General features: G+C 41.8%; 23 protein-coding genes and 2 pseudogenes. 2 read left to right on the top strand and 23 right to left on the bottom strand.

All coding sequences use genetic code 11. The features are described from left to right. Window positions 1-156: 156 nt before the first annotated feature. Window positions 157-492 (bottom strand): preprotein translocase subunit YajC, encoded by a 336-nt coding sequence (yajC, locus tag DW059_RS01270; protein ID WP_022243061.1) that lies wholly within the window; start codon window positions 490-492, stop codon window positions 157-159. Window positions 493-589: 97 nt separating this feature from the next. Then, window positions 590-1741: a tRNA guanosine(34) transglycosylase Tgt gene (gene tgt, locus DW059_RS01265; protein WP_117697028.1), complete on the bottom strand. Its 1152-nt coding sequence runs from the start codon at window positions 1739-1741 to the stop codon at window positions 590-592. Between the two features lie 145 nt (window positions 1742-1886). Here tgt and aroC point away from each other — a divergent pair. Continuing rightward, window positions 1887-2989 (top strand): annotated as a pseudogene (aroC, locus tag DW059_RS01260) (chorismate synthase). A 99-nt stretch (window positions 2990-3088) separates the two neighbouring features. Here aroC and coaBC read toward each other — a convergent pair. The 12 genes from coaBC to mtaB all read right to left on the bottom strand — a co-directional run bounded on the left by coaBC (window position 3089) and on the right by mtaB (window position 13284). Then, on the bottom strand, window positions 3089-4282 hold the full coding sequence (gene coaBC, locus DW059_RS01255) for a bifunctional phosphopantothenoylcysteine decarboxylase/phosphopantothenate--cysteine ligase CoaBC (protein WP_117697025.1): 1194 nt from the start codon (window positions 4280-4282) through the stop codon (window positions 3089-3091). A 5-nt stretch (window positions 4283-4287) separates the two neighbouring features. Continuing rightward, window positions 4288-5133, bottom strand: coding sequence for an ECF transporter S component (locus tag DW059_RS01250; protein WP_022243065.1), 846 nt, complete (start codon window positions 5131-5133; stop codon window positions 4288-4290). Between the two features lie 235 nt (window positions 5134-5368). Further along, entirely contained in the window at window positions 5369-6421 is a 1053-nt protein-coding gene (locus tag DW059_RS01245) for a lactonase family protein (protein ID WP_117697022.1), read from the bottom strand. Between the two features lie 3 nt (window positions 6422-6424). Then, complete coding sequence (locus tag DW059_RS01240) at window positions 6425-7651, bottom strand: peptidase U32 family protein (RefSeq protein ID WP_117697019.1); 1227 nt, start codon at window positions 7649-7651, stop codon at window positions 6425-6427. 35 nt (window positions 7652-7686) lie between these two features. After that, window positions 7687-8328 carry an O-methyltransferase gene (locus tag DW059_RS01235; RefSeq protein ID WP_117697016.1) on the bottom strand — a complete coding sequence of 214 codons (642 nt, stop codon included), beginning with the start codon at window positions 8326-8328 and terminating at the stop codon, window positions 7687-7689. Then, entirely contained in the window at window positions 8325-8714 is a 390-nt protein-coding gene (locus DW059_RS01230) for an endolytic transglycosylase MltG (RefSeq protein ID WP_022243069.1), read from the bottom strand. Before DW059_RS01230 ends, DW059_RS01235 begins: the two co-directional genes overlap by 4 nt. Before the next feature lie 15 nt (window positions 8715-8729). Next, window positions 8730-9074 carry a YlbF family regulator gene (locus DW059_RS01225; protein WP_022243070.1) on the bottom strand — a complete coding sequence of 115 codons (345 nt, stop codon included), beginning with the start codon at window positions 9072-9074 and terminating at the stop codon, window positions 8730-8732. Between the two features lie 15 nt (window positions 9075-9089). Next, window positions 9090-10754, bottom strand: a complete 1665-nt coding sequence (locus tag DW059_RS01220) for a ribonuclease J (protein ID WP_022243071.1) — start codon at window positions 10752-10754, stop codon at window positions 9090-9092. A gap of 66 nt (window positions 10755-10820) precedes the next feature. Next, window positions 10821-11081, bottom strand: a complete 261-nt coding sequence (locus DW059_RS01215) for a DUF1292 domain-containing protein (protein WP_117697013.1) — start codon at window positions 11079-11081, stop codon at window positions 10821-10823. A 2-nt stretch (window positions 11082-11083) separates the two neighbouring features. Continuing rightward, entirely contained in the window at window positions 11084-11521 is a 438-nt protein-coding gene (ruvX, locus tag DW059_RS01210) for a Holliday junction resolvase RuvX (RefSeq protein WP_022243073.1), read from the bottom strand. 10 nt (window positions 11522-11531) lie between these two features. Continuing rightward, complete coding sequence (locus DW059_RS01205) at window positions 11532-11795, bottom strand: IreB family regulatory phosphoprotein (protein WP_022243074.1); 264 nt, start codon at window positions 11793-11795, stop codon at window positions 11532-11534. Between the two features lie 136 nt (window positions 11796-11931). Further along, window positions 11932-13284 (bottom strand): tRNA (N(6)-L-threonylcarbamoyladenosine(37)-C(2))-methylthiotransferase MtaB, encoded by a 1353-nt coding sequence (gene mtaB, locus DW059_RS01200; protein WP_117697010.1) that lies wholly within the window; start codon window positions 13282-13284, stop codon window positions 11932-11934. Window positions 13285-13373: 89 nt separating this feature from the next. On the opposite strand from mtaB, the gene DW059_RS01195 reads away from it, so the two are divergent. Further along, the gene (locus DW059_RS01195; protein ID WP_022243076.1) at window positions 13374-13604 is read left to right on the top strand and encodes an HPr family phosphocarrier protein; all 231 of its coding nucleotides are present in this window, start codon (window positions 13374-13376) and stop codon (window positions 13602-13604) included. A 182-nt stretch (window positions 13605-13786) separates the two neighbouring features. Here the strand turns inward: DW059_RS01195 and thiI are convergent, their stop codons facing one another. From thiI to hrcA, 9 genes and pseudogenes are all read right to left on the bottom strand, one after another. After that, window positions 13787-14974 (bottom strand): tRNA uracil 4-sulfurtransferase ThiI, encoded by a 1188-nt coding sequence (gene thiI, locus DW059_RS01190; RefSeq protein WP_117697007.1) that lies wholly within the window; start codon window positions 14972-14974, stop codon window positions 13787-13789. A gap of 17 nt (window positions 14975-14991) precedes the next feature. Next, window positions 14992-16158: a cysteine desulfurase family protein gene (locus tag DW059_RS01185; protein ID WP_117697004.1), complete on the bottom strand. Its 1167-nt coding sequence runs from the start codon at window positions 16156-16158 to the stop codon at window positions 14992-14994. A 30-nt stretch (window positions 16159-16188) separates the two neighbouring features. Beyond that, window positions 16189-16929: a 16S rRNA (uracil(1498)-N(3))-methyltransferase gene (locus tag DW059_RS01180; protein WP_022243079.1), complete on the bottom strand. Its 741-nt coding sequence runs from the start codon at window positions 16927-16929 to the stop codon at window positions 16189-16191. Between the two features lie 5 nt (window positions 16930-16934). Continuing rightward, window positions 16935-17890 (bottom strand): annotated as a pseudogene (prmA, locus tag DW059_RS01175) (50S ribosomal protein L11 methyltransferase). A 240-nt stretch (window positions 17891-18130) separates the two neighbouring features. After that, window positions 18131-18661, bottom strand: coding sequence for a molecular chaperone DnaJ (locus tag DW059_RS01170; protein WP_242986051.1), 531 nt, complete (start codon window positions 18659-18661; stop codon window positions 18131-18133). A gap of 280 nt (window positions 18662-18941) precedes the next feature. Continuing rightward, entirely contained in the window at window positions 18942-20117 is a 1176-nt protein-coding gene (gene dnaJ, locus DW059_RS01165) for a molecular chaperone DnaJ (protein ID WP_117697001.1), read from the bottom strand. Between the two features lie 77 nt (window positions 20118-20194). Next, window positions 20195-22075 (bottom strand): molecular chaperone DnaK, encoded by a 1881-nt coding sequence (dnaK, locus tag DW059_RS01160; protein WP_117696999.1) that lies wholly within the window; start codon window positions 22073-22075, stop codon window positions 20195-20197. Window positions 22076-22093: 18 nt separating this feature from the next. Next, window positions 22094-22747 (bottom strand): nucleotide exchange factor GrpE, encoded by a 654-nt coding sequence (gene grpE, locus DW059_RS01155; RefSeq protein WP_022243084.1) that lies wholly within the window; start codon window positions 22745-22747, stop codon window positions 22094-22096. A gap of 20 nt (window positions 22748-22767) precedes the next feature. Next, window positions 22768-23811 carry a heat-inducible transcriptional repressor HrcA gene (gene hrcA / locus DW059_RS01150; RefSeq protein ID WP_022243085.1) on the bottom strand — a complete coding sequence of 348 codons (1044 nt, stop codon included), beginning with the start codon at window positions 23809-23811 and terminating at the stop codon, window positions 22768-22770. Window positions 23812-24001: the final 190 nt, after the last annotated feature.

Raw genomic sequence — 24001 nt, 5'->3', positions numbered from 1 at the left:
TTTTTATTTCAAACAGTTTGCTTTTAAACTGTTTGTATGTTTTTTTAAACTTTTTTTCTTTGCAAACTATAAGAAACACGATTTGCGGGTTTCTCACATAAAAAAATCCGTGGCTTGTACATCTCGCACACTCCACGGATTTTCTAAGGTCTTATCTTATTTCTTCTCTTTGGTTTCTTTTGCTTCTACTGCTTCTTCCGGTTTTTCGATTGCTGCAATTGCGGCTTTCTGCATTGGGATACGGCAGTTTCTGTTGCTGCCAAACTCAACGATAACAGTATCATCTTCAGATACGTCAATTACGATTCCGTAGAAACCGCTGGTTGTCAGTACGGTATCACCTACTGCCAACTCTGACATCATCTGCTCTTTCTTCTTTGCTTCTTTCTTCTGTGGACGAATCATGAAGAAGTATACAAATACAACCATAATTACTACCCACATAATAATGCTTCCCCAGGCCTGTGCCTGCTGTGATGCTAAAATAGACATTTCTTTTCCTCCTGAATTACAAACTTAAGTTCATGAAAAACATTGTACACAAAAAGACTGCGTTTCACAAGTATTTTCCCGATATTTCATTCTTTTTTTAGATTTGTGCCTCTTTTTCCCTGTTTATCTGGTTCATACCATAGAGTTTTTCCTCTTTGTATGACTTATAATTGCCGGCATCAATGGCGTCTCTGATTTCTTCCATCATGGTATTGTAGAAATACAGATTGTGTAATACGCAAAGACGCATACCAAGCATTTCCTTTGCCTTTAACAAATGGCGGACATAGGCTCTGCTGTAGCGGCGGCAGGTCGGACACTGACAGCCTTCCTCGATTGGGCGCATATCCTTTTCATATTTCTTATTGAAAAGGTTAATCTTTCCCTGATTGGTATAAAGATGTCCGTGGCGGCCATTACGGGTCGGATATACACAGTCAAAGAAATCCACGCCACGGTCTACTGCCTCTAAAATATTTGCCGGAGTTCCGACACCCATAAGATAGGTTGGTTTCTCAAGTGGCAGATATGGAACGGTCTGGTCTAAGATATCATACATCTCTTCGTGGGTCTCGCCTACTGCAAGTCCACCTACTGCATAGCCATCTAAATCCAATTCACTGATTCGCTTTGCATGGTCAATCCGGATATCCGGATAAATGGCTCCCTGGTTAATTCCAAACAGCATCTGATTTTTATTAATGGTATCTTCCAACCCATTCAGTCTTGTCATTTCCGCCTTACAGCGTGCCAGCCAGCGGGTTGTTCTGGCTACGGATGCCTCTACATATCCACGGTCAGCCAGTGCCGGTGCACATTCATCAAATGCCATAGCAATGGTGGATGCCAGATTAGACTGTATCTGCATACTTTCTTCCGGTCCCATGAAAATTTTTGCTCCATCAATGTGAGAATGGAAATAGACTCCCTCTTCTTTGATTTTACGGAGTCCTGCCAGTGAAAATACCTGGAATCCACCGGAATCGGTAAGGATTGGTTTGTCCCACACCATGAACTTGTGCAGTCCGCCCAGCTCTTTGATTAATTTATCTCCCGGACGTACATGCAGATGATAGGTATTGGATAATTCCACCTGTGTCTTAATCTGCTCTAAGTCTTCGGTAGAAACAGCTCCCTTTATGGCAGCGACCGTTCCTACATTCATAAACACCGGGGTCTGTATATCACCATGTACGGTATGAAAAATGCCCCTCTTTGCTCTTCCATCCTGTTTTAATAATTCGTACATATAATCTCCTGTTTCTATTCTTTTTACAAATACTATCCTAGCATACCTTGTTTTCGCACTTTTTGCAACTGTGGGATTGCCAGTATCTGAAAAATCTTCTATAATAGAGTCTGACTTTTTTACAAAAACAAATCAGGAGGATGCTATGGCAGGCTCAACTATTGGAACTAACTTTAAAATTACAACCTGGGGAGAATCACACGGATCAGGAATCGGTGTCGTAATTGACGGCTGTCCTGCCGGACTTTCCCTTTGTGAAGAAGATATACAGACCTATTTAAACCGGCGTAAGCGGGACAATCTGCTTTCTCTACCCCGCGGAAAGAGGATGATGCAGTACATATTCTTTCCGGTGTCTTTGAAGGCAGAACCACCGGAACTCCAATCTCACTGATTGTGGTAAATGAAAACCAGCATTCCAAAGACTACCGTGAGATTGCTTCCTACTATCGTCCGGGACATGCTGACTTTACCTTTGATGCCAAATACGGTTTCCGGGATTACCGTGGTGGCGGACGTTCTTCCGGCCGTGAAACTATCGGACGTGTGGCTGCCGGTGCGGTTGCCGCAAAGATTTTAAAGGAACTTGGCATTGAGATTCTCACCTACAGTAAGAGCATCGGTCCCATCACCATTGACGAAACCAGATTTGACACCGCAGAAATCACGAAGAATCCGCTCTATATGCCGGATGCAGATGCTGCTGCAAAAGCTGCTTCCTATCTGGAAGAATGCAAAGCCATGCAGAACTCTGCCGGCGGTATTATCGAATGTGTTATTACCGGTGTTCCTGCCGGAATCGGTGACCCGGTATTCGAAAAAATCGATGCAAATTTAGCCAAAGCAATTTTCTCCATTGGTGCTGTAAAAGGCTTTGAAATCGGTGATGGATTTGCAGTTGCTGCTGCTACCGGACTTACCAACAACGATGCCTTTGTAACGGATGAAAACGGTTCTGTCACAAAAGAAACCAACCACGCCGGCGGTATCTTAGGCGGCATGAGTGATGGCTCGCCGATTGTATTCCGTGCTGCCATCAAGCCGACTCCTTCCGTTGCTTCCACCCAGAAGACCATAAATAAAAACGGCGAGGAAATCGAAATCAATATCAAGGGACGTCACGATCCGATTATCGTTCCAAGAGCTGTTGTGGTTGTCGAATCCATGGCTGCCATTACTATTTTCGATGCCATGCTTTCTAACATGAGTGCCCGGATGGATGGAATCAAAGATTTCTACAAGAAATAAAGGCTTCTATCAGAAATAGCAAAATCCCTGTCTGCTACAAGTCACAAACTCAGGTGACCTTCCGCTGACAGGGATTATTATTATTATTATTATTATTTTCTACGCCTGCATTTTGCTTAGAATCTCATCAAAGATAGCTGAGGCAACTTCATCCTTCGACATAATCGGAAACTCTTTTTCTTCTGATTCTGTAATCAAAGTTACCACATTGGTATCGGTACCAAATCCGGCTCCCGCTGTCTTAAGATTATTGGCAACAATCATATCAAGCTTCTTCTTTTCTAACTTGGCTTTGGAATTTTCTTTCAGATGCTGTGTCTCCATGGAAAATCCACACAGGAACTGGTTTTCCTTCCGGGCAGAAACTGTTCCTAAAATATCTTTCGTGCGTTCCATTTCCAACATCAGTCCGCCATCGGCCTTTTTGATTTTTTCATCCGCAACGGTCTTTGGACGGTAGTCCGCTACTGCTGCCGCCATGACTACAATGTCCTGTTCTGCAAATGCATCTGTGACAGCCTGATACATTTCTTCTGCCGTAACAACCGGAATTGTATTTACAAAAAATGGCTCTTCAAGGCTGGTCGGTCCGGTGACCAGTGTTACCTCTGCCCCTCTTCTTGCCGCATTCTTTGCCAGTGCATAACCCATTTTTCCGGTGGAATGGTTGGTCACATAACGTACCGGGTCAATTGCCTCCCGGGTGGCTCCTGCTGTGATGAGAACCTTCTTTCCTGTCAGGTCTTTCTCACAGGCAGCTTCCTGCAGAATATATTCTAACAGTTCTTCCGGTTCCGGAAGTTTTCCCCTTCCGGTATCGCCACAGGCAAGATAGCCTGAGGATGGCTCAATAATGTGATAACCATATGTTCTTAGCTTCTTAAGATTATCCTGTGTTAACGGATTATCAAACATATGTGTATTCATTGCCGGGGCAAGATATATCGGAGCCTCACAGGCTAACATGGTAGAAGTGAGCATATCATCTGCAATTCCGTGTGCCAGCTTTGCAATGACATCTGCAGATGCCGGAGCAATCATCACCACATCTGCTTCCTGTGCCATAGCAATATGTGCCACATGATATCCGCTGTTGCGGTCAAAGGTGTCGTCAATCACCTTATTACCAGTCAGTGTCTCAAAGGTAACCGGTGATATAAACTGCTCTGCATTTTTCGTCATAATCACATGCACATCTGCGTGCTGCTTTACCAGCATACTGGCAAGCGAAGCCGCTTTATATGCTGCAATACTGCCTGTCACTGCCAGTAATATATTCCTGCCCTTTAACATATGAATTACCTCCTGTGTACTTTATTCAATACCATTCCAATTGCTGCTACCAGAACGGCTGCTACAATTGCTTCTATAATTCCATTAAAGCTGATAACGCCAAGGATTACGCCCATAACTGCGCCCGGCTCAATGCTCAATGCATTGGCATATGCCTCTTTATAGAAAATATAAATCATCGGCATTACAAGCAGTGTATTGGTCAATGCACCAGTCACGCCGGCATAGACATAGCCCAAGAATCTGCCATCCTTCTTTCTCCCGGTCAGTTCCACTACAATAAAATAAATAACTGCTGCAGCTGCACCTGATATCCAGCCAATCATTTCCTTCGAATCTGTTGTCAGCATTTTAGCAAAGAACGCATGGATACCAACCAGTAAAAGTACACTGATTACAAGATTACTGATTACCTTTGCAGCCTTTGCATGGCTGGATGTGGTTAATTTTACAATTCCACGATATACGAAATATGGGATGATACCTACTAAAATTCGTGGTACAAAACAGATAATGGTACTCTTTACCACTCCTGCTGCGCCATCGATGCTGCTTGCCAGTATCGGTGAAAATACAAATGCTGACATAGAAGTTGGCATCAATGTATTTTTAATAAAACTGGTTAATCCAAATACAAATCCCAAAAAGGCACCTTTTTTCGGTCCGCAGAAAATTGCACCTAAAATAACCGGTATATGGATAATCGTTGCATTAATTACTACTAAAGGAATAAATCCTAACGGGGTAAAAGCCATTACGACGATAATGGCGGTAAATAAAGCTGTCAGAACCAGCTCATAAGATTTTGGGATACTTCTGTCCCTGGTAAAAGCTACGTTTTTTTCACTCATAGTCTCTTCCTCTTTTCTTAAATTTTCTTTTTTCTCCGCATTTTAAGGCTTTGCGGCCAAGCACTTCCATTGATAGCCTCCGGACCGGTAGGCTTCAACCGTGTTATTCTATCATAGTTTTTCCAAAAAAGAAAGATGTCGTCTGTTATTTTTTTAACAAATGACATCTTTTTTTACCCTTTTTACATGAATACCGAAAAATGCCTGGTTAAAGCATGTTTCCCGCAGTTCGCTTCTAACTTAGTTTATGGATGTAAATGCAATTCGGTTTATCTACCGGAATTGGTCTCTCTTCCATCAGAATGTACTTCTTCTCATAATCCACCTTAAACATGGTAATCTCATTGGTCTCATTATTAAGACTCATGAAATGCATTCTATCCGGACAGATACCAATCATTTTCGGATAATCACCACTGATTTTCGAATTACACATCATGGTAAGACATCCGCTCTCTTTATCAATTTTATAAATCGATACGGAGTTTGCACCTGCATTACTGCAGAATAAATATTCGCCATCCATTGTCACTTCCAAACCGGATGCAGCGCAGACATCAGCTTCCTTTGGTGTCGTTGTTGTAATAGTCTGAATCTTCTCAAAATGCGGCTGGTCATTTTCTAACATATAGGAAAATACCTCTATCTGATTCAACAGCTCATAAAGAATATAAGCAAATCTTCCATCACGGCTGAAGCGGATCATATGCGGTGCAGATTCCAACGGACAACGGATGATATCTGCTAACTTCATCTTTCCCTTTTCATAATCAATCCGGTAAATCTTTACATGATCTAATCCATTATCCACTGCACACAAGAACTTCTCGTCCGGTGTCAGCTTCACGCAGTCTACATGTGGCTTGGAGCTTCGCTCTGCAATGGTCCGTCCCATTCCCTTATGAAAAATACCGTCTGCGATTTCTCCGATGCTGCCGTCTTCCTCCAACTTCATCATGGTCACTCTGCCATCATGATGACCGCCTACGAAAAGATAACGGTTCTTACTGTCCACTTCCACATAACAGCCACGCATACCGCCAATCCACTGCTTGTTCATTGGCTCAAGGTCTCCGTCCGGCAGAATGTGAAATGCTTCCACGCCTTCATCTGCGATGGAATATAAGAATCTGCCATCCTTCGATACCAGCAAATCGGAAGGATTATTGATGGGAACCACTTTCCGTTCCTTCATTTCTCCGCTTTTTGCATCCAAATCATATAAATGGATTCCGATACTGTTCTCATGGGTATACGTTCCGACATAAACAACATACTTTTCTTCCATAGGTCATTCCTCCTGTCTGCGTAAAATATCATACATCTCCAGTTCCTGTCCTAAATCAATGTAAAGCACCTGTTTTGGATGTGGTGCTGATTCCATTTCGTTTCCATCTTCGTCCACAATCCGTTTTACGGTAACCGGAATATTTCTTCCATCCGGTTTCATGACTTCAATCTGTTCCCCTACGGAGAATTTATTTCTCTGTTCAATTCGATATAATCCCTCTTCGTTGCGTTCTCCTACAATTCCAAGGTAGGTATACTCTTTGATATAAGTGTTATTATCGTAAATCTGGCTCTCTTCCGAAGGCTTTCCAAAGAAAAAGCCGGTGGTAAACTGGCGATAAGTACAGTTAGAAATCTGTTCTAAATACCAGTCCATATTTTCTTTATATTTCTCCGGTGAGGTAAGATAATCATCAATGGCTTTCCGGTAAGTACGTGCCACAGTAGCAACATAAAGTGCTGTCTTCATACGTCCTTCTATCTTAAAGGAATCAATACCTGCCTCAATCAGTTCCGGGATGTGCTCAATCATGCACAAATCCTTGGAGTTAAAAATATAGGTACCACGTTCATTTTCATAAACCGGCAGATACTCTCCCGGACGTTTTTCCTCTACCACTGCATATTTCCAGCGGCACGGATGAGTGCAGGCTCCCTGGTTGGCATCTCTTCCGGTAAAATAATTGCTTAAAAGACATCTTCCGGAATAAGAAATACACATTGCTCCATGCACAAATGTCTCGATTTCCATTTCATCCGGAATATTTTTGCGAATCTCAGCAATCTCATTTAAAGAAAGCTCTCTTGCTGTTACCACACGCTTTGCGCCCTGGTTCCACCAGAACTGATACGTTCCATAGTTGGTATTATTGGCCTGGGTACTGATATGACGCTCGATTTCCGGGCAGATTTCTTTTGCAATGGTATAAATACCCGGGTCAGAAATAATCAGGGCATCCGGCTTGATTTCCTTTAACTGTGTAAAGTACTCTCTTACACCTTCCAAATCCCCATTGTGAGCCAGTATATTTGCTGTTACATAAACTTTTACACCATGCTCATGGGCAAACTGGATGCCCTCTGCCATATCCTCCATGGAAAAGTTTTTTGCCTTCGCACGAAGTCCAAATACTTCTCCGCCGATATATACGGCATCTGCTCCATAAATGACTGCAATTTTTAATACTTCCAGACTGCTGGCTGGAATCAGTAATTCTACCGGTCTCATTGATTTATTTCTCCTAATATTTCAATCTGTATCATCTATTTCTTAATGCTAATGGTAACGCCGTCTCCAATCGGAAGCACCGATGTGGTAAGACTGTCATTGTGTGTCAGTTCATAAAGATATTCCCGCATTCTCTTATGAATGGTCCGGTTTCTTCTGGTTACTGCATAATGGGATTCGATAATATCCCCCTCCTGCAGCACATTGTCAGATACCAGTAATGCTCCAGGCTTCATCAGCCGAAGAATATCCGGCAGGAAATTGATATACTGTCCCTTTGCCGCATCCATAAAAAGAAAATCATAAGGATCTTCTAACGTCTTTAACACCTCTGTGGCATCTCCCGGAATCAGTGTGATTTCTTTCTCTTTTCCGGCACGTTTGAAATTTGCCTGTGCAATAGGAATTCTTTTCTCGTAATTTTCTATGGTTGTAATCCGGCATGGCACCGGATTATATTCTTCCATCAGAAGTGCAGAAAATCCTACTGCAGTTCCCACTTCCAAAATCCGCTCCGGCCGCTTTAATGCCAGCATGGATTTTAAAAAGCTCTGCATTTCCTTACGGATAACCGGCACATAATTCTTCTTTGCCTCTGCCTCAATTTCCTCTAAAAGCGGTGTATTTCCACTGTCTAAGGAATTGATATACGTTACTAATCGTTCCTCTACTATCACGTTGTACCCTCTGTATCTTTTTCCGAAACCGGTGACATGGCTTCCATCATTTCTTTCGCTGTCATGGAAGTATTCAGCGTATATATTCCCGGTTTGATTTTTTTAGAATACGCAGAAAGCTTTAACTGCACTGCAAAAAGCCTGGCATCACGGATAAGTCCTTTCTCCTCTAACATACTTCCAATATCACTACCGGACATTCCAGCCTCTATCTGAACCACAATATCCTTGCCATCACCGGATGACACCGGCTGCTCTGTATACACGCGATATCCGAAATCATATGCATAGCTTCCTGCCTTAAAAAGTACAAAAATCACCAGTACAACAACAAGAACAGAAAAACTGATTCGGACAATTTTCATCACAATCTTACTGGCACTCATCGCACAACCTCTCCATTATCTTTCGTTTACAAAACCTACTTCAAAATTCAGGCCGCCAACCAGTCTGAAATTAATTTTCTGCAGCAGACGGCAGAATGCAAGCTCTGCTGTCATAAATTCTTCTGCAACCGGATTCTTGCGGATATCTATATTTTCCCGCTCCAGCTGGTCTACTTCCCAGAACAGATCCACATTTTTACTGTTCTGGATCTGGTAATTCTTCTGGCGGAATGCAAATACAATCTGCTCTAATTCCGGATTCGCATGCAGCTTATTCTTTGCTTCCTGATAACGCTTATATTCATTGGTATCCTGAATTGCATTTACAAGTTCTGTTACCTTATCTTCTACTACGCTCATGTTCATCCACCCACATTAAACTTCCATAATAATTGGAATAATCATCGGTCTGCGCTTTGTCTCTTTCCAGACAAAATCACCTAAAGCATCTTTGATTTCTGTCTTAATCTTGCTCCAGTCTGTAATATTCTTATCCATGCAGTGTTCCATGGTTCCCTCTAATACATGACGGGCTTCCTCCATCAGGCTTTCTGCCCCACGTACATAGACAAATCCTCTGGATACGATGTCCGGTCCTGCCAGCACCATTCCGGAGCCACTTTCCAATGTCATTACAACAATAATGATTCCTTCTTCTGCCAGATGCTGTCTGTCACGCAATACAATATTTCCTACGTCACCAACACCAAGTCCGTCTACCATGACATCGCCTACCTGTACATGTCCGGTAACTGCTGCGCTTTCCTCATCCAGTTCTAATACATCACCGGAAGACAAGAGGAAAATATTTTCTTTATCAATGCCAAGTTCTTCTGCAATCTTAGCCTGGGCAACCAGATGACGGTATTCTCCATGAACCGGAATTGCATATTTCGGTTTTACCAGTGAGTAAATCAGTTTGATATCCTCCTGACAGGCATGACCGGAAACATGAACATCCTGGAAAATAACCTCTGCACCTTTCATGGTCAGTTCATTAATGACACCGGACACTGCTTTTTCATTACCCGGAATCGGGTTGGAACTAAAAATAATGGTATCCTTTGGTTTAATTGTTATCTTACGATGCATGCCGGATGCCATACGGGATAATGCCGCCATGGATTCTCCCTGGCTTCCTGTTGTAATGATAACCGTCTGCTCATCCGGATAATTCTTCAGCTGTTCAATATCAATCAGGGTCTGCTCCGGGATGGTAAGGTATCCCAGCTCAGACGCAATCGTAATGATATTTACCATGCTTCGTCCTTCAATCACTACTTTTCTGCCATACTTATTGGCAGAGTTCATAATCTGCTGTACACGGTCTACATTGGATGCAAAAGTTGCAATAATGATTCGTGTGTTCTTATGGTCAGCAAAAATATTATCAAAGGTCTTTCCTACGGTACGCTCCGACATGGTAAAGCCAGGACGCTCTGCATTGGTGGAGTCACACATCAATGCCAGTACACCCTTCTTACCAATCTCACCAAAACGCTGTAAATCGATAGCATCACCATATACCGGTGTATAATCCACTTTAAAGTCTCCGGTGTGGACAACTGTTCCTGCCGGTGAATAAATGGCAAGAGCTGCCGCATCCTGAATACTATGGTTGGTACGGATAAATTCCACGCGGAAGCAGCCTAAGTTAATATGCTGTCCGTATTTTACTACCTTACGTTTTACTTTCTTGAGCATATTATGCTCTTCTAACTTGTGTTCGATAATTGCAATCGTAAGCTTGGTTGCATAAATCGGCACATTGACTTCTTTTAAAATATAAGGGATTGCTCCGATATGGTCTTCGTGACCATGGGTAATAAAAAATCCCTTTACCTTGTCAATATTATCTTTTAAATAAGTCACATCCGGGATAACAAGGTCTACACCAAACATGTCATCCTCCGGGAATGACAGACCGCAGTCCACAACAATAATACTGTCTTCGTATTCAAAGGCAGTTATGTTCATTCCAATCTGCTCTAATCCGCCTAATGGAATGATTTTCAATTTTGAGTTTGCTTCTTTTTTCAAAATATTACCTCCATAAATTCTTTCTTTTCGCGCTCATTGCATTTGTCCGCAATTACATAAGTTCTCCTAGAATTCAATGTCTACATCTTCCATTAATTCTGCGAAAATTTTTGCAAGTGCTTCTAACTCTTTATCATCTTCCACCATTTCATAGATGGTATTGTGATCATCTTCATTCTGTGTTTCTTTTAAAATAAATGCATCCGAATCACCCTCTTCGTCTACTGTGACAAGAAGGTAATTGATTCCCCGTATGGTTGTCTGCTCTAATACATAAAATTCTGCTGGCTCATTGGTATCCGGGTCTGTAAAATTTACTTTTTCCATATTTACTCCTGATTCTTTTCATTCTGCAGATAGTCAAGGTATCCCTGTAAAATAAAGGATGCCGCTATCTGATCCACATATTCTTTGCGATTCTCTCTTCGGATTCCGGCTTCCATCATAAGATTATCCGCCGCAACAGTAGTAAGGCGTTCGTCCCACAGCTCTACTGTAAGTCCGGTACGCCTTTCTAACATTTCTTTAAATTCTAAGGTTTTTTCACAACGCTCGCCTTCACTATTATTCATATTTTTCGGAAAGCCGAGAACAATTTTCTCCACGTTATATTCTTTGATTAATTCTTCAATACGTGCCAATGTCTGACGCAGCTTATTTTCTGATTTTCTGCGCACAATCTCAATTCCCTGTGCAGTAATAAGCAGTTCATCGCTAACGGCAACTCCAACGGTTTTAGAACCAAAGTCAAGACCGATTATCCGCATCAACTGCCTCCTACTTCCATGAATTTGTATGGATATATTCCTTTAATATCTCTTCTACAAGTTCGTCACGTTCTACTTTCATAATCAGACTTCTTGCATTATTGTGACTGGTAATATAAGTCGGATCACCAGACATAATATATCCAACAATCTGATTGACCGGATTGTATCCTTTCTCGGATAATGCCTCGTATACAATCTTAAGTACATCATGTACCCTGATTTCCGGTTCTTTTTCAACTCTAAAATATTGTGTGTTATTCATGTTCTGCATTTTTTCACGCCCTTATTTTGCTCTTTTGTTCTTCCTAATGAAAAAGCATCGCTAAATCTATTCTAATATAAAGTACTGCAAAATTCAACCATTATTCAAAATACACTTCTCATACACTTATCTTTTCCCGATAATTCTACTCTGCTTTTTCAATATTTTCCATCCGGTATACATCTGCTGAAATCCGTCCGGTCACGATGCCTTTCACCAAAATATTTTCTTCCCCTTCTGCCTCCGGCACTGCTATCTTTACATATTCTTTGGTATATCCGGTAAAATATACATTTCCTGCGATTTCATCGGTTTCTTCTAATAATATTTCTTCCGGTCTGCCAACATAATACTCCCGGAATTCTTCTGACATTTCCTGTGCCAGTGCCAAAAGCACCTTACTGCGTTCTGTCTTCACCTGTTCTGGCACCTGATCCGGCATCACTGCTGCCTTCGTACCTTTGCGCTTGGAATACTTGAAAATATGCATCTCATAAAAATGAATCCGCTCTAAGAATTCCTTCGTTGCCTCAAATTCTTCCTCTGTTTCTCCCGGGAATCCTACGATAACATCTGTGGTAATTGCCGGATGGGTAAAATATTTCCGAATCAGCTTACAGCCTGCTTCATAAGTGGCTGTATCATATTTCCGGTTCATCCGCTTTAAGGTTGCATCACATCCGCTTTGCAGGGACAGGTGAAAATGCGGACAGATTTTTTCTAATTTTGCCAGCTCTTTCACAAAATTCTCATCGATGATTCCAGGCTCCAAGGAACCCAGACGAATCCGGCGGATACCTTCTACTTTATGCACTTCCTGAATCAGATGTAAAAGATTATCTCCATGGTCTAATCCATAGGAACTTAAATGGATTCCGGTCAGTACCACTTCCTTACAGCCATTTGTTGCAAGTGTCTCCACTTCACGCACGACCTCTTCTGCCTTACGGCTTCTGATTCTACCTCTCGCATATGGAATAATACAATATGTGCAGAACTGGTTGCAGCCATCCTGCACCTTTAAGAAAGCTCTGGTATGTTCTTCTGTCCGGCTGATAGACAGCGCTTCATATGCTCTGCCTTTCTCATTAATATCGCAGATATTTTCCTTCCAGTCATCCACTCCTTCAGTTTCTTCGTTTGCATTTTTCTTCTGGTTCATACAGTTTTCAATAAGCTCCACCAGTTCATGTTTCTTGTCATTTCCGATAATGATATCCACGGATAAATCCCTTGCTGCTTCTTCCGATGAAGTCTGGACATAACAGCCGGCAGCGACAACGATACTGTCCGGATTTTCTTTTTTTGCTTTATGAAGCATCTGGCGGGATTTCCGGTCTGCCATGTTGGTTACCGAACAGGTGTTAATTACATAGACATCCGCCTGTTCCGTAAAAGGAACAATCTCATAACCTGCCTGTTCTAATAACTGCTGCATAGCCTCCGTCTCATATGCGTTCACCTTGCATCCCAAATTGTGCAATGCTGCTTTTTTCATTCGATTTTTTCCTCACTTCTAGTTGACTTTTACCTCCAAAGAAGTTACTATTAAGAAAAAGTATTTATAGCAACCAAGGAGGTCTTACTATGAAAACAGTTCAAATTTCATTAAACTCAATCGATAAGGTGAAATCCTTCGTAAACGCAATCACACAGTTCGAATTTGATTTCGACTTAATCTCTGGAAGATACGTTATCGATGCTAAATCTATCATGGGTATCTTCAGCTTAGATTTATCCAAACCAATCGACTTAGCAATCCATGCAGAGTCTAATCTGGATGAGATTATGGAAGCATTAAAACCTTATCTTGTATAATTGAATTGATGTAAATGAATTGGGGGGATTGCGAAAGCAATCCCTTTTTTTATTTGTGCAGGAACCCGCTACGCTGTGCGAGTCCCTTATTTAATTCCGTTTCTATATATTGCTCTGCTTTTATATATTATCTGTTTCTACGTAATATTCTGCTTCTAAACAGCATTCTATTTCTATTCACACTACTCTGCTTCTACATGAATCACTTCTACCGTATCAATTGCAGTCTGCATCAGTTCATCAATCTTCTCTTCTAACTTTGTTTCAGATTTCTTGATGTATTCAATGTTCGGTTTGGTAACCGGATGCTTTGCCACAAAAATGGTACAGCAGTCTTCAAACGGCTGGATAGATGTCTCATAGGTATCAATTTTTTCTGACACTTCTACGATTTCCTGCTTGTCAAATCCAATCAATGGGCGGTATACCGGCATGGTACATACTTCGTTGGTTGCCGCTAATGACTGCATGGTCTGGCTTGCAACCTGTCCGATACTCTCTCCGGTAATCAGTCCTAAACAGCGGTTTTCTTTAGCAAAATGCTCTGCCAGTTTCATCATATAGCGGCGCATGATAATAGTAAGCTCCTCATGTGGACATTTCTCATAAATATAAAGCTGGATATCGGTAAAATTCACTACATGAAGATTGATAGGTCCGCTGTATCTTGCTACCAGTTTTGCCAGATCCACTACCTTCTGTTTTGCACGTTCTGAAGTATATGGCGGTGCATGAAAATAAGTTGCGTCCAACGCTACTCCACGTTTTGCAATCATATAACCTGCTACCGGACTGTCGATTCCGCCGGATAATAATAACATTGCTTTTCCGTTAGAACCTACCGGCATTCCACCCGGTCCCGGAATTTCCTTGGAATAAATATTGATAAGGCTTCTGATTTCAATGCAGACCATAACCTCCGGGTTATGCACATCTACCTTGCTCTCCGGGAACGCATCTAAGATTTTTCCACCCAGTTCAGCATTGATTTCCATGGAATCAAGAGGATAATTCTTTCTTGCTCTCCTTGCATTTACTTTAAAGGTAAAGTTCTTTTCCGGATATTCTTTACCCAGATAATCTACCACTGTCTCCGCTAATTTATCGAAGCCTTCATCCTCTACCTGAAGTAATGGACAGAATCCTACAATACCAAATACACGGCTTAATGCTTCTACGGTCTCGTCATAATCATAGTCATCGGATACTACATTGACATAGATTCTTCCCTGCTCTTTGGTTACTTCAAACTCGCCCTCTGCTGTCTTTAACGCATGGCGGATCTGCTCCATTAACATATTTTCAAAAATATAACGGTTCTTTCCCTTTACTCCGATTTCTCCATATTTTACCAGAAATGATTTATACATATGATTTCCTTTCTCTTTTAATGTCTTGTATATTTCTTCAATACCGGAAGCAGCTCTCCCAGTACTTCTAATGCGTAATCAATCTCTTCTTCCGTTGTATGCACACTGAAGGAAAAACGCAGTGTGGAATCCAGAAGGTTTTCCTTTAAATGAATGTTTCTAAGGGTCTTGCTTCCCTTCTGTTTGCCTGCATGATTATTGGAAGAACAGGCAGAACCGGAAGATACATAAATCCCCCTGTCTTCCAGTGAATGTAATAATACTTCACTTCGGATTCCTTCAAAGCTGACGCTGACGATATGTGGTGCAGAATCCTCTCCGGTCTTTCCATTTACATGGGTTCCTTCCAGCTTTTCGATTCCGTTGATAAAACGCTGCTTTAATCCGTAAAGATGCGCTCTCTTTTCATCCAGATTCTCATAGATTTCTTCTGCTGCTTCTCCAAGACCTGCAATTGCCGGTACATTTTCTGTTCCGGAACGCATTCCCTTCTGCTGTCCACCGCCTAATATCAGCGGCTTTAATTTCGTCTTTTCCTTCACCCAGAGGAATCCGCTTCCCTTTGGACCATGAATCTTATGTCCGCTGACGGAAAGCATGTCTATGCCAAGCTTCTTTGGATAGATATACATTTTTCCATAAGACTGGATTGCATCTACATGAATCAGTGTAGCCGGATTCTTTTTCTTAATAAGCTCTGCAGCTTCTGCAACCGGCTCGATGGCTCCGATTTCATTATTTACCTGCATCATGGAAACAAGAATAGTCTGTTCCGTTACTGCTTCTTCTAATTCTTCCAGTGAAATAATTCCATTCTCATCCACAGAAAGATAAGTAATGTCAAAGCCCTGCTCCTTTAAGAATTCCATTGGATTCTCTACGGATGCATGTTCAATGGATGTGGTTATAATATGATTTCCCGCTCTGCGGTTTGCCATTGCAGCACCGATAATCGCAAGGTTATTTGACTCCGTTCCACCGGATGTAAAGATGATTTCTTTTTCTGATACTCTTAATGTTTTTGCTATTTTCTTCTTTGCAGTCTCAACAAATCGTTCTGCCTCAATTCCTTTCATATGAAGGGAAGATGGATTGCCATAATCCTTCGTCAGAAGGTCTACCATTAACTGACACGCCCGGTCACTGCAGCGGGTGGTCGCAGAATTATCCAGATATGCTTCCATACTTTTCTACACTTTCTTACTGTTTTTTCGTTATATACGGCTCTCTAATTGCAGCATCAGCATGGACATCATGCAGATACCTGCTGTATCTGTCCGAAGTATCCTTCTTCCTAAGGATATGGACTGCATGGTCTCTCTTGCTTTTGCAATCTCTTCCTCTGCAAATCCGCCTTCCGGTCCTATCATAATGCTGATACTCTTCCCCGGTTCGATTTGCTCTAATACTGTCCTGGTCCCTTCCATGCCATTTTCATTTTCATAAGGCACTAAGCGGATATCACAGTTTTCTGCCAGCTTTAAGGCTTCCTTGAAAGATACTACTTCATGAATCTTTGGAATGATACTGCGCTTTGACTGTTTTGCTGCAGTCTCTGCCTGCGCCTGCCATTTTTGTACCCGTTGTGCTGCCTTTTTTCCTTCCAGCTTTACCACACAGTATTTCATGGCTACCGGAATGATTTCATAGACACCAAGTTCTACTGCCTTTTCAATCACCGTTTCCATCCGATCTCCCTTCGGCAGTGCCTGAAATAAATAGATTTTAGACGGAAGCTCGGTTCCTTCTTCGTCCACAGATACTATGTCTGCCTGCACGAAATTTTCTCCGGTTTCTGCAATCTTACAAAAATAATTGCCACCTTCCCGGTCACTGATGCGAATCGTCTCTCCGATTTTCATACGCAGTACATTCCGGATATGATTTACATCGCTTCCGGTTATGGTAACATATTCTTTGCCCACCTGGCTTTTTTCAACAAAAAACTGATGCATCTATTTTACCTCTGATTTTTCCGTGCAGTTACATTGACCCATTCGCCTGATGGTTGACTTCTAAGATTTCAAAGCCTGCCTGCTCTAAAGCTTCTTTTACTTCGTTTTCTTTAAAATCAATAATTCCGGAAGTAATAAGCACTCCCTGCTCTTTCGCACACTGATAAAGTGCCGGTGCCATCGGAATAATAATATCCGCTAAAATATTCGCTACGACCAGATCATAACCTGTGCCAATCTTTTCCTGAAATGCTTTATCGTCAATCAGGTTTCCAACATAAAATTCACCTGAATTTTCTGCCAGATGATTGACTGTCATATTTTCATGAGTTGATGTGATACAATCTCCATCCACATCCGTGCCCACTACGCTGCCTGCACCAAGCTTTAATGCTGCAATGGATAAGATTCCACTGCCGCATCCTACATCCAGAACACGCTCGCCCTCTTTTAAATATTTACGAATCTGGCGGATACAAAGCTGTGTTGTCTCATGCTTTCCAGTTCCAAAGGAAATACCCGGGTCAATCTCGATTAAGAATTTATTTTTATCCTCTTCCTTTAATGGTTCCCAGGTTGGTTTGATTAAAATATCATCGATATAAAAAGACTGAAAAAACTGTTTCCAGTTATTAATCCAGTCAATATCCTCGGTCTGGCTGGAGGTAATATCTCCGCTTCCGATTTCTACCATGCTTCTTAACTGCTCTAAACCAATGCGGACTGCCTTTAAAGTCTCGGTATGGTCTTCGCCTGCCTCTAAATAAAAGCTGACTTTGCTTTTTCCTTCGTCTGGTGGAAGCTCCGGCGGAAAATCAATAAACATTTCTCCTGTTTCTTCTTTCGTCAATGGTACATTATCTTCGATTTCAATTCCTTCAATGCCATTTTCTGATAACATCATGCTGATAAAATCCTCAGCTTCTGTTGTTGTATCTATTGTATATTTATCCCATTTCATAGTTTCTGCTCCTGTTCTTATCTTAACCTTCTATTATAAAAAGCAAACATTTTAATCTTAACATAGCTTTTTATTTTTCGCAACTGTAAGGGAATCAACGGCAACCAGCAGACAGCTTCTTTAGATACATAGCGACGCCTATGCATGTCTGGTAACACAAAAACAGCGGAACATATTTCTTCTGCCCGCTGATTTTCCTGTTTATTGCTATGTCATTGCTGTGCTATTATTGCAATCTTATTACTGATATTTTACTTCCAGTTTCTGCATCAGCACCTGATATTCCCGGTTAATTTCCTGAATGGTACCGGTGTCTCCATTGAGATTATCCGGATGATATATTTTAATCAAATCCTTATAACGCTTCCGCAATGATTTTTCATTGCCCACGCCCATAAAGAACATTTCTCCCTTCACCACATTGGATGATTGGTTTCTATTCTCCTGTTCAAATTCATGTACTCTGCTGTAAAAGTCTCTCTGACGCTCCATTTTCTGCTTTTCGGCAGCAAGTTTCTGAAGTTCACTTTCTAATATTTTCCACTTCATGTCAAAAAGATGCTGTTCCCGCTTCATCCGCTCCTGTTCAAGATTCTTCTCCATCTCGAATTTCCGCTTCTGACGTTCTAACTCCCTCTGATGGTGTTCCATCTCGCGTTTGGAATTTTCCAGTTCTCTCCTTGTATGTTCCAGTTCCACAGTCTGCTGAAAACACCATTTATCAAACTGTGCTGCATCCTTCTTAATCACAGCGCTGTTATGCTGCTTCATAAATCTCTCTCCTTGTCTCATAAACGGTTGCCTAAATCAACATATGGTTACAAAAAACTTATGAATCAGAAACAGTATACAATATGTTGTCACAAAATGCAACAACGAGAAACTCACTTTTGCAGTTTTCCCGAATTATCACAATACTCAACTACGAGAAACACGCTTTGCGAGTTTCTCGAGTTATCGCGGTGCTCGCCAAATCTGCAAGCATGCGATTTTTCTCGCTACTCGCGTAAAAAAAGCTGCCTCCATTTTTCAGGAAACAGCTTTATCATTTTTATAAATCATCGAAGGACTCTTTAATTTTTCCCATAAATCCCTTTTTCTTTTTCGTGCCTGCCGCACCATTCTGTGTCTTTAATGAATTACCGGTCTCTGCATCAAACTGGCGCAGTGCCTCTTTTGCAGCTTCATTTAATCCGGTCGGGACCTGAACCACAAGTGTAACATACTGGTCACCACGGACTGCCTTGTTACGCAGGGATGGGATTCCTTTTCCTTTCAGACGGATTCTGGTGTCGGTCTGTGTACCAGGTTTTACTTCGTAGACCACATCGCCGTCGATGGTTGTAATTCTTACTTCTCCGCCCAATGCTGCCTGTGCAAAACTGATTGGTGCTGTTGAATATACATCCATGCCCTGTCTCTGAAGGATTGGATGGCGGGATACTACTACTTCTACCAGAAGATCTCCTCTTGGTCCGCCATTTACCCCCGGCTCACCTTTTTCACGGATTCTTACACTCTGACCGTTATCAATTCCGGCAGGAATGCTGACCTTAATCTTCTTCCTGCTGGCAATGTAGCCGGTTCCACGACAGTCCGGACATTTGTCACGAACAATTTTACCGCTTCCGTTACATTCCGGACAGGTCTGTACATTCTGTACCATACCAAATAAGGACTGCTGGGTATATACCACTTTTCCTTTTCCCTGACATTTGCTACAGGTCTCCGGACTGGTTCCCGGCTTCGCTCCTGTACCATGACAGGTCTTACATTCATCCTTTAATACTAAATCAATTTCTTTCTCACAGCCAAATGCTGCCTCTTCAAATGTAATTCTGACACTGGCACGTACATTGGCTCCCTTCATCGGTCCGTTGCTGCTGCTGCGTCTTCCGCCGCCAAAGAAATCTCCGAAAATGTCTCCAAAGCTTCCAAAAATGTCTCCCATATCCATACCTGAGAAATCAAATCCGCCTGCTCCGCCGGCACCTCCATCAAAGGCTGCATGGCCAAACTGGTCATACTGTTTTCTCTTCTCCGGGTCGCTCAGTACTGCATATGCTTCAGATGCTTCCTTGAATTTCTTTTCTGCTTCTTTATCCCCCGGGTTCATATCCGGATGATATTTCTTGGCAAGGACACGATATGCTTTTTTTATTGCTGCGTCATCTGCGTTTTTATCAACGCCTAAGACCTCGTAATAGTCTCTTTTCTGTTCTGCCATAATCTATTCCCTCTTTACCGTTTGTAAGGGTTGACAGTAAAACTGCCAACCCTTTCTACTGCTTTTTATCTGTAGAATTATACTTCTTTGTAATCAGCATCTACCACATCATCATCTGCGGAACCTGCAGCTGCTCCACCGGCTGCACCTGCTCCCATATCAGGGCCTGCACCAGCGGCTCCCTGAGCTGCCTGAGCATTCTCATACATCTTAGCAAATACTTTCTGTGCACTTTCCATCAGTTTCTCTTTTGCTGCTTTCATCTCAGCAACCTGATCCTCTGTCATGTTTTCAGCCTGTGGATTTGCATCTACTAAAGCTTTCAGTGCATTTAAGTCAGCCTCTACTGCAGATTTATCTGCCGCATCAAGGTTATTTCCAACCTGGTCTAATGCCTGCTGTGTCTGGAATACGAAGGAATCTGCATCATTTCTGGTGTCAATTGCTTCTTTTCTCTTCTTGTCCTGTGCTTCAAATTCAGCTGCTTCTTTTACTGCTTTATCGATATCTGCATCAGACATGTTAGATCCGGCAGTAATTGTAATATGCTGTTCTTTTCCGGTTCCTAAGTCTTTTGCAGATACATTTACAATACCGTTTGCATCGATATCGAAAGTAACTTCAATCTGAGGAACTCCACGACGTGCTGGTGGGATACCATCCAGACGGAACTGTCCAAGGGATTTGTTATCTCTCGCGAACTGACGCTCACCCTGCACTACGTTGATATCTACTGCTGTCTGATTATCTGCTGCTGTTGAGAAAATCTGGCTCTTTCTTGTAGGAATTGTTGTATTTCTCTCAATCAGTCTTGTTGCAACTCCACCCATGGTCTCGATAGACAGTGACAATGGAGTAACATCCAGAAGAAGGATATCACCTGCGCCGGCATCTCCTGCTAATTTACCACCCTGGATACAAGCACCAAGTGCTACACACTCATCCGGGTTTAAGGATTTACTTGGCTCTTTGCCTGTTAACTGTCTTACTTTATCCTGAACAGCCGGGATACGTGTAGAACCACCAACCAATAATACCTGGCCTAAGTCTGCATTGGTTACGCCTGCATCCTTCATAGCGTTCTGTACCGGAATTGCTGTTCTTTCTACTAAGTCATGTGTCAACTCATCGAATTTTGCTCTTGTCAAGTTCATATCAAAGTGCTTTGGTCCTTCTGCTGTTGCAGTAATGAATGGCAGGTTGATATTGGTTGTTGTTGCTGAAGACAACTCTTTCTTAGCTTTCTCTGCAGCTTCTTTTAATCTCTGAAGAGCCATCTTATCAGTAGATAAGTCAACGCCTTCTGCTTTCTTGAATTCGTCAATCATCCACTGTGTAATCTTGTTATCGAAATCATCTCCACCTAATCTGGTATCACCATTTGTAGATAATACTTCGATGACTCCGTCACCGATTTCGATGATAGATACATCAAATGTACCACCACCTAAGTCGTATACCATAATTTTCTGTTCTTTTTCGTTGTCCAGTCCATAAGCAAGTGCTGCTGCTGTCGGCTCGTTGATGATACGTTTTACATCAAGTCCTGCAATCTTACCTGCATCCTTGGTTGCCTGACGCTGTGCATCATTGAAGTATGCCGGTACAGTAATAACTGCTTCTGATACTTTTTCTCCTAAATATCCTTCTGCATCAGCTTTTAATTTCTGTAAAATCATTGCAGAAATCTGCTGTGGAGAATACTGTTTGTCATCAATGCTTACTTTGTAATCGGTTCCCATATGTCTCTTAATGGAAGAGATTGTTTTCTCTGCGTTGGTTACTGCCTGACGTTTTGCTGGTTCACCAATCAGACGCTCACCTGTTTTTGTAAATGCTACGATAGATGGTGTTGTTCTTGCACCTTCCTGGTTTGCTATAACGGTAGGTTTTCCACCTTCCATAACTGCCACACAACTGTTTGTTGTTCCTAAATCAATACCAATAATTTTACTCATGTTCTTATCCTCCTATGCTTAATTCGCTACTTTTACCATGCTATGTCTGATTACATTTTCTTTGTACTTGTAACCTTTCTGTAACTCCTCGGCTACTACATTCTCACCGAGTTCTTCATCTTCCACATGCATTACTGCATTATGGAGATTCGGGTCAAACTCCTGACCGGCTGCTTCAATCGGTGTTACACCAACTTCTGTCAGCACTGTCATCATCTGCTTATAAATCTTATCCATACCTTCTACGAAGCCATTGTTTTTGTCTTCTTCCGGTACAGCTGCAAGCCCTCTTTCAAAATTGTCGATAACTGGAAGGATTTTCTCTAAGATTGCACTGGCTCCCATGTCATACATCTGGCTCTTTTCCTTTTCCGTTCTCTTACGGAAGTTTTCAAATTCTGCCATCTGACGTTTCAGCCGGTCGGTTAAATCTTCAATCTGTTCGTCCTTCTTATCTTTCTTGTCTTTCTTTTTAAAGATACCTTTCTTTTTCTCCTCATCTTCTTTCTCTATTTCTTCCGGTTCAGATTCGGTATCTTCCGTTTTTTCTTCTGCCTCAACTTCTTTTTCTTCTGAGGCGGTATTCTGTGCTTCTTCCTGCTTTTTTGCATCCTCTGCTTCTAAGTCTTCTAATACTTCCTCAAGCACTTCTTCTTTCTTTTCTTCTGCCACTTCCTTGCCACCTTTCTATGCTATTCTTTCTTCGGCTTATCAAATATGCCTTCTAGTTGTGATTTCAAATTTTTCAGATTATCCATGACGTTCTCATAATCCATACGCTTCGGTCCGATAATTCCTATCGTTCCCTTCACGCCTTTACCAAGTTCATAGGTAGCTGTTACCACACTGCAGTCCTTCATGGTCTGAATTGGAGATTCATCTCCTATATAAACCTGTATGCCGTTCTCCTCATTGCTGAGGTTATCCGTCACCAGACTTACTAACTGTTTCTTCTCTTCTAACGCATCTAAAAGCTCTCCTGCTTTCTGCGAATCCGATAACTCCGGATATTTTAAGATATTCGTTGCACCGCTGGTATATATCTCCAAATCCTCGTCTTCGCTGATTGCTTCTGCTACTGCATCCAATACATCACTGATGACTTTGGAATGGATACCGGCTTTCTCTTTCAACACTGCTATGGTGCCCAGATTAATCTGATCTAATGACAATCCATTTAAATGTGTATTCAAAAGCATGTTAAGTTTTAACATATGCTCATTATCTATCGGCTCTTCTATCGGAATCATCTTATTTTTCACAAGATTGCCTTCCAATACGACAACTGCCAGAATATGTTCATCATCCACATTGGATAACTGGATGAACTTCAGGCTGTTGTGGTGATACTGCGGTGCTGTTATCATGGTGGTGTAATTCGTGTTGTTCGCCAACAACTTTGCCACCTGCTGCAATACCTGTTCCATCTTCTCCGTATGTTCAATTACGAACTCTTTCATATCGGATACTTCTTTGTCCTTCTCTGCAATCAGATTATCTACATAGAAGCGATATCCCTTATCGGATGGAATTCTTCCTGCCGATGTATGTGGCTGCAAAATATATCCCATCTCTTCCAAGTCCGACATCTCATTCCGGATTGTTGCGGAACTCAAGTTCAAATCCGTATACTTGGAAATGGTTCTTGAACCAACCGGCTCACCCGTTTCCAGATAGTTGCGAATGATTGCATTTAAGATTTTTGTTTTTCTTTCATCTAATTCGTTCTCGTTCATTCACGTTCTCCTGAAAATGAAACTTTTATAGGTATTTGGAAAAGCTTTTTGTACTGCTTTTTCTTTGTTGTTAGCACTCAACTTGAAAGAGTGCTAATTTCTATGTACTTAAGATAGCACCATTCGTTTTTTTTGTCAACAGCATTTTATAATTTTATAATTTCTTTAGATTTGTTCTGATTCAATGCGG

It is taken from the genome of Roseburia sp. AF42-8, from assembly GCF_003435965.1.
In the GTDB taxonomy this organism is placed as follows: Bacteria; Bacillota; Clostridia; order Lachnospirales; family Lachnospiraceae; genus Roseburia_C; species Roseburia_C amylophila.
The sequence above is the reverse complement of the archived record's forward strand: the minus strand, read 5'-3'. Positions and strand labels throughout refer to the sequence as shown.

Excerpts from the sequence above, each read along its gene's own strand:
- dnaK (WP_117696999.1), bottom strand. The coding sequence starts at position 22,075 with ATGAGTAAAATTATTGGTATTGATTTAGGAACAACAAACAGTTGTGTG.
- dnaJ (WP_117697001.1), bottom strand. The coding sequence starts at position 20,117 with ATGGCAGAACAGAAAAGAGACTATTACGAGGTCTTAGGCGTTGATAAA.
- DW059_RS01225 (WP_022243070.1), bottom strand. The coding sequence starts at position 9,074 with ATGAGCGTAGTAGAAGATAAGGTAACAGAACTTGTAAATGCAATTCAG.
- ruvX (WP_022243073.1), bottom strand. The coding sequence starts at position 11,521 with ATGCGGATAATCGGTCTTGACTTTGGTTCTAAAACCGTTGGAGTTGCC.
- DW059_RS01195 (WP_022243076.1), top strand. The coding sequence starts at position 13,374 with ATGAAAACAGTTCAAATTTCATTAAACTCAATCGATAAGGTGAAATCC.
- DW059_RS01240 (WP_117697019.1), bottom strand. The coding sequence starts at position 7,651 with ATGAGACCGGTAGAATTACTGATTCCAGCCAGCAGTCTGGAAGTATTA.
- DW059_RS01170 (WP_242986051.1), bottom strand. The coding sequence starts at position 18,661 with ATGAAGCAGCATAACAGCGCTGTGATTAAGAAGGATGCAGCACAGTTT.
- coaBC (WP_117697025.1), bottom strand. The coding sequence starts at position 4,282 with ATGTTAAAGGGCAGGAATATATTACTGGCAGTGACAGGCAGTATTGCA.
- tgt (WP_117697028.1), bottom strand. The coding sequence starts at position 1,741 with ATGTACGAATTATTAAAACAGGATGGAAGAGCAAAGAGGGGCATTTTT.
- hrcA (WP_022243085.1), bottom strand. The coding sequence starts at position 23,811 with ATGAACGAGAACGAATTAGATGAAAGAAAAACAAAAATCTTAAATGCA.
- DW059_RS01205 (WP_022243074.1), bottom strand. The coding sequence starts at position 11,795 with ATGCAGAACATGAATAACACACAATATTTTAGAGTTGAAAAAGAACCG.
- DW059_RS01185 (WP_117697004.1), bottom strand. The coding sequence starts at position 16,158 with ATGGAAGCATATCTGGATAATTCTGCGACCACCCGCTGCAGTGACCGG.
- DW059_RS01250 (WP_022243065.1), bottom strand. The coding sequence starts at position 5,133 with ATGAGTGAAAAAAACGTAGCTTTTACCAGGGACAGAAGTATCCCAAAA.
- mtaB (WP_117697010.1), bottom strand. The coding sequence starts at position 13,284 with ATGAAAAAAGCAGCATTGCACAATTTGGGATGCAAGGTGAACGCATAT.
- thiI (WP_117697007.1), bottom strand. The coding sequence starts at position 14,974 with ATGTATAAATCATTTCTGGTAAAATATGGAGAAATCGGAGTAAAGGGA.
- DW059_RS01215 (WP_117697013.1), bottom strand. The coding sequence starts at position 11,081 with ATGGAAAAAGTAAATTTTACAGACCCGGATACCAATGAGCCAGCAGAA.
- DW059_RS01245 (WP_117697022.1), bottom strand. The coding sequence starts at position 6,421 with ATGGAAGAAAAGTATGTTGTTTATGTCGGAACGTATACCCATGAGAAC.
- yajC (WP_022243061.1), bottom strand. The coding sequence starts at position 492 with ATGTCTATTTTAGCATCACAGCAGGCACAGGCCTGGGGAAGCATTATT.
- DW059_RS01230 (WP_022243069.1), bottom strand. The coding sequence starts at position 8,714 with ATGAGTGCCAGTAAGATTGTGATGAAAATTGTCCGAATCAGTTTTTCT.
- DW059_RS01180 (WP_022243079.1), bottom strand. The coding sequence starts at position 16,929 with ATGCATCAGTTTTTTGTTGAAAAAAGCCAGGTGGGCAAAGAATATGTT.